This is a genomic window from Streptomyces albidochromogenes (assembly GCF_005981925.1).
GTDB lineage: Bacteria > Actinomycetota > Actinomycetes > Streptomycetales > Streptomycetaceae > Streptomyces > Streptomyces albidochromogenes.
Genome location: NZ_VBVX01000379.1, coordinates 1 through 5,559, shown reverse-complemented (window position 1 = coordinate 5,559; position 5,559 = coordinate 1). Strand labels below are relative to the sequence as shown.

The 5,559-nt window shown below is 72.1% G+C and carries 4 protein-coding genes; 1 reads left to right on the top strand and 3 read right to left on the bottom strand.

Annotated elements, in window-relative coordinates; all coding sequences use genetic code 11:
- Positions 1-112: 112 nt before the first annotated feature.
- From E2E34_RS30490 to E2E34_RS30480, 3 genes are all read right to left on the bottom strand, one after another.
- A complete protein-coding gene (locus tag E2E34_RS30490; protein ID WP_208765386.1) occupies positions 113-976 on the bottom strand; it encodes a hypothetical protein in 864 nt (287 codons plus the stop codon).
- Between the two features lie 232 nt (positions 977-1,208).
- A complete protein-coding gene (locus tag E2E34_RS30485) occupies positions 1,209-2,429 on the bottom strand; it encodes an acetyl-CoA C-acetyltransferase (protein ID WP_138905095.1) in 1,221 nt (406 codons plus the stop codon).
- A 510-nt stretch (positions 2,430-2,939) separates the two neighbouring features.
- Positions 2,940-3,941 (bottom strand): SGNH/GDSL hydrolase family protein, encoded by a 1,002-nt coding sequence (locus tag E2E34_RS30480; RefSeq protein WP_138905096.1) that lies wholly within the window; start codon positions 3,939-3,941, stop codon positions 2,940-2,942.
- Positions 3,942-4,107: 166 nt separating this feature from the next.
- Here E2E34_RS30480 and E2E34_RS30475 point away from each other — a divergent pair, with 166 nt between their 5' ends.
- On the top strand, positions 4,108-5,502 hold the full coding sequence (locus tag E2E34_RS30475) for a cystathionine beta-synthase (protein WP_138905094.1): 1,395 nt from the start codon (positions 4,108-4,110) through the stop codon (positions 5,500-5,502).
- Positions 5,503-5,559 lie beyond the last annotated feature (57 nt).

Below are 5,559 nucleotides of genomic sequence, written 5' to 3'. Positions count from 1 at the left end.
CTGAGGGGGTCCGCGCGGGCCGGGCTCCGAGCGGGTCGCGCGGGCCGGGCGGGTGAGCGCCGCGCCGGCCGGGGAGCGAGCGGGACGGGGTCCGCGCGGGTTCGCGGTCGGGCTAGATCGACGCGATGACGCGGTCGGCGAGGATGTAGACGCTCTCCTCGCCGCAGGAGAAGGTCAGGGCGTACGCGCCGGAGATGCCGGAGCCGCCGAGCAGGACCGGGGACTCACCGCCGCGCAGCGACTCGGCGAGGCGCTCGGCGGTCTCGCGGTGGCCGGGGGTCATGCAGAGCGTCGTACCGTCCGTGAAGACGTACACGTCGAGGGTGCCGAGCGGTCCCGGGCGCACGTCGGCGAGCGCGGTGCGGGCCGCCGCGAGCTCTTCGAGGCGGGTCACGGTGCGCTCGTGGTCGCCCACGGCGCCCGGCGTCTGGCCCGCGACGCCGTGTTCGATCCTGTTCGCGGCGTTCGAGGGGTGGCGGCGGCGGGCGGCCGCGAGCTCGGGGGAGTCCTCCGGGAAGGCGTCGGCCGGTTCGAGATCGTCCAGGCCCTCCAAAGCGTCGGCGCCGTCGAGGGCTTCGAGCGCCTCGTACGCGTCGATCGACTCCAGGCCGGTGAAGTCGGCCTGGCGCGGTACGAAGAACGGGGGCGTCTCGTCACCGAGACCGGTCAGACCGCCCAGCAGCGACGGGGCGTCGGCGGCGTCACGGGCCTCCTGCGCGGCCCAGAAAGCACGCGCCTCGGCCAGCTCGCGCTCCCGCTCCTCGGCGAGTGCCTCGGCCACCGCTGCCCGTATCCCGTCCGCGTCGGCGGCACGGGTCTGCTGGGGGACGGCGGCCCCGGAACGGCCGAACGCGGCGGCTGCCGTCAGCTCGGTGCGCAGGGCGGTGACCTGCTTGCGCAGTCCGTGGACCGCGTGCAGGGCAGCGGCGCCCACGGCCGTGGCGGCGGCTGTGGTCAGCAACAGGGCAAGAGGCATGGCGCTCACTGACGTACTCCCGGTTTCATCGATCCCCCGACTTCCTACATCAGCTTGAGGTGAGTGCGCGCCATCTGTCAGTGCATTACGTCACGAAATGGACAGGTCTTTTGCCTCGTGGTTCTCCCCTGGATCGCGGTTGACCTGGGGATATGGCTCTCCCCCAGGAGATAGGTCACATCCTGGGGGAGATTGGGTCACGAACCGGGTGCGGCCACAGACGCCCCGAGGGTCAGCTGAGGCGCTCGATGACCATGGCCATGCCCTGGCCGCCGCCCACGCACATCGTCTCCAGGCCGAACTGCTTGTCGTGGAACTGAAGGCCGTTGATCAGCGTGCCGGTGATGCGCGCGCCGGTCATGCCGAAGGGGTGGCCGACGGCGATGGCGCCACCGTTGACGTTGACCTTGTCCAGGTCCAGGCCCAGGTCCTGGTAGGACGGGATCACCTGGGCGGCGAAAGCCTCGTTGATCTCGGCGAGGTCGATGTCGCCGATGCTCAGCCCGGCGCGCTTGAGCGCCTGCCGGCTGGCCTCGACGGGGCCGTACCCCATGATCTCGGGGGAGAGGCCCGAGACGCCGGTCGACACGATCCGCGCCAGCGGGGTCAGGCCCAGCTCGCGCGCCTTGGTGTCGCTCATGATGACGAGGGCGGCGGCGCCGTCGTTCAGCGGGCAGCAGTTGCCGGCGGTGACGCGGCCGTCGGGGCGGAAGACGGGCTTGAGGCCCTGGACGCCTTCGAGGGTGACGCCGGCGCGGGGGCCGTCGTCCTGCGACACGACGGTGCCGTCCGGGGTCGTGACCGGGGTGATCTCGCGCTCCCAGAAGCCGTTCTTGATGGCCTGCTCGGCGAGGTTCTGCGACCGTACGCCGAACTCGTCCATCTCGGCGCGGGTGATGCCCTTGAGGCGGGCGAGGTTCTCGGCGGTCTGCCCCATCGAGATGTACGCGTCCGGGACCAGGCCGTCCTCGCGCGGGTCGTGCCAGTCGGCGCCCTCGCTCTGCGCGACGGCGGCGGTACGGGCCTCCGCGTCGGCGAACAGCGGGTTGTGGGTGTCCGGGAGGCTGTCGGAGTTGCCCTTGACGGAACGGGACACCATCTCGACACCGGCCGAGATGAAGACGTCGCCCTCGCCCGCCTTGATGGCGTGCAGCGCCATGCGGGAGGTCTGTAGGGAGGAGGAGCAGTAACGGGTGATGGTGCAGCCGGGGAGGTGGTCCATGCCCATCTGCACCGCGACGATGCGGCCCAGGTTGTGGCCCTGCTCGCCGCCGGGGAGACCGCAGCCGAGCATGAGGTCGTCGATGTCACGCGGGTCGAGCTCGGGCACCTTGGCGAGGGCGGCCTGCACGATGGTGGCGGTCAGGTCGTCGGGCCGCAGGTCCTTCAGCGAGCCCTTGAACGCGCGGCCGATGGGGGAACGGGCGGTGGAAACGATCACTGCTTCGGGCACGACGGCTCCATGAGGGCGAGAAGGCGATTGGCACGGCTGAATTGGAAGTTACCCGCACGTATGGCTCGGGTCATCGTGCACACCATGTGATGCGGGCCTCTTTTCTAAGCGGTCGCTCAGTGGGTGCGGGTTGTTTCCCCTGTGCGCCGGTCTGTGAAACGGGGCTCCCCGCGGCGTGTCCAGCCCGTCCGGCGTTCGAGGACCGAGGTCCGGGGCGGAGCCCCGGTCCGGGAAGGGGCGGGTCGGTGAAGGCCCCGGGCAGCGGCAGCCTTGGGGTTTGCGCCCGCGGCCCGGGCAGCGGCAGCCTGTGGGTTTGCGCGCCCGCGGCCCGGGCAGCGGCAGCCTGTGGGTTTGCGCGCCCGCGCCCCGGGCGGCGGCAGCCTTGGGGTTTGCGCGCGCCCGCGCCTTGGACGGCGGCAGCCTTGGGGTCTGCGCGCGCCCGCGCTCCGGACGGCGGCCGCAGGGGCCGCGTACACCGCCCGGCGCAGCCGTGCCCGTACGCCCGGGCCCTTACAGCGCCCGGCGCGGCTCCGAAGGGGAGCGGGCCGGCTCCGTGGTGGCCGGGAGGCGCCGGCGTCGGCGGTGCTTCAGCAGGGCCCACGGCGCGCGGGCGGCCGTGACCTCGGTACCGGCGGCCGAAGCCGCCTCCGCCGCCGCCTTCGCGACCGGCAGCATGTCCTCGTCCCGCGAGGCGTCCAGCCGGTCGGACTCCGGCCACAGCCCGAGCGCCGCGCACAGCGTCGGCAGTACTGCCATCGCCGCGGTCGCGTACCCCTCCGCCGAGGGGTGGTAGTTGTCCGGCCCGAACAGCTCGCGCGGGTTCGCCAGGAACTCCGGCCCCAGCAGGTCGCCCAGCGACACCGTGCGCCCGCCCTGCTCCACCGTCCCGATCGTCTGCGCCGCCGCCAGCTGCCGCGACACGCGCCGGGCCAGCCAGCGCAGCGGCTGGTAGACCGGCTCGATCGTGCCCAGGTCGGGACAGGTGCCGACCACCACCTCCGCCCCCGCGGTGCGCAGGCGGCGTACCGCCGAAGCGAGATGGCGGACCGACTGCGTGGGCGGCATCCGGTGCGTGACGTCGTTCGCGCCGATCATGATCACGCAGACGTCCGGCAGCCGCTCCCGGTCCGCCAGTACGACCGTGACCTGCCGCTCCAGATCGTCCGACTGCGCCCCCGGCTGCGCCACGTTCCGCAGCGCCACCGGACGCTCCGCGACGGCCGCGAGGCCGGACGCGAGCAGCGCCCCCGGCGTCTGCCCGGCCCGGCGTACGCCCTGGCCCGCCGCCGTGGAGTCGCCGAGCATGGCGAGCCGCAGCGGGGCGTCCATGGGGTACCCGGCCAGCGGCATCCCGTACAGCCCGTCCGCCAGCGGCGGCGCCGGCGCCCGGCCGCCGCCCACCGACCGCTTGGCCAGCTGCACCTCGGCAAGGAAGATCCCCACCGCGGCCGCGCCGACCAGCCCGATCCCGCCCCCTCCGTACGCCGCGCCAGCGGCGATCCGCCGTGCCACCCTTGCTCTCGACACAGTCGCAGCCACCTCCTCCGGGCCTTGAAGCCTCCGCTCACCTGCTTACTGCCCGGTAGTGGGCGCTCTTCAATCTCGTCCGAAGGTGAACGCGCCGTCGTCAGCCCTCTACGCTGGGCCGCATACCACCACGGAGACCCCGGAGCGCATCGTGCAATTTCACGACTCGATGATCACCCTCGTCGGCAACACCCCGCTAGTGAGGCTGGGCAGCGTGACGGCCGGAATCCAGGCAACAGTCCTGGCCAAGGTCGAATACTTCAACCCCGGCGGATCCGTGAAGGACCGGATCGCCCTGCGCATGATCGAGGCGGCGGAGGAGAGCGGCGCGCTCAAGCCCGGCGGCACGATCGTCGAACCCACGTCCGGCAACACCGGTGTGGGCCTCGCCATCGTGGCGCAGCAAAAGGGCTACAAGTGCATCTTCGTCTGCCCGGACAAGGTGTCCACAGACAAGATCAACGTGCTGCGCGCGTACGGCGCCGAGGTCGTCGTCTGCCCCACGGCCGTCGACCCCGAGCACCCCGACTCGTACTACAACGTCTCCGACCGCCTGGTCAGCGAGACGCCGGGCGCCTGGAAGCCCGACCAGTACAGCAACCCCAACAACCCGCGCTCGCACTACGAGACGACCGGTCCCGAGCTGTGGACGCAGACCGACGGGAAGATCACGCACTTCGTCGCGGGCGTCGGCACCGGCGGCACGATCTCCGGCACCGGCCGCTACCTGAAGGAAGTCAGCGGCGGGAAGGTCAAGGTCATCGGCGCGGACCCCGAGGGCTCGGTGTACTCGGGCGGTTCTGGCCGGCCGTACCTGGTCGAGGGTGTCGGTGAGGACTTCTGGCCGTCGGCGTACGACGCGACTGTGACGGACGAGATCGTCGCGGTGTCCGACAAGGACTCGTTCCAGATGACGCGGCGCCTCGCCAAGGAGGAGGGCCTGCTGGTCGGCGGCTCCTGCGGCATGGCGGTCGTCGGCGCGCTGCGCGTGGCGGAGCGCCTCGGCCCGGATGACGTGGTGGTCGTACTGCTGCCGGACAGCGGCCGCGGCTACCTCAGCAAGATCTTCAACGACGAGTGGATGGCCGACTACGGCTTCCTGGAGGAGTCGGGCCAGCACGCGAGCGTCGGCGACGTCCTGCGGTACAAGGAGGGCGACATGCCGAACCTGGTGCACATGCACCCGGAGGAGACGGTGGGTCAGGCGATCGACGTGCTGCGCGAGTACGGCGTCTCGCAGATGCCGATCGTGAAGCCCGGCGCCGGGCACCCGGACGTCATGGCCGCGGAGGTCATCGGCTCGGTCGTCGAACGGGAGCTGCTGAACGCCCTGTTCGCACAGCGCGCGCAGTTGGGCGACCCGCTGGAGAAGCACATGAGCGCGCCGCTGCCGCAGGTCGGTTCCGGTGAGCCGGTGGAGGACCTGATGGCCGTGCTGGGCGGCAAGGGGCAGCACGACGCGGCGATCGTCCTGGTGGAGGGGAAGCCGACGGGCGTGGTGAGCCGGCAGGACCTGCTGGCCTTCCTGGCGAAGCCGCAGAGCTAGGCGGAGCCGCCGAGGGGGGCGCGGAGGGCGCGGAGGGGCCACGGAGTGGGTGAGGGG

Bases quoted from the DNA above. Each gene is read 5' to 3' on its own strand.
- E2E34_RS30490 (WP_208765386.1), bottom strand. From the start codon at position 976: ATGCCTCTTGCCCTGTTGCTGACCACAGCCGCCGCCACGGCCGTGGGC.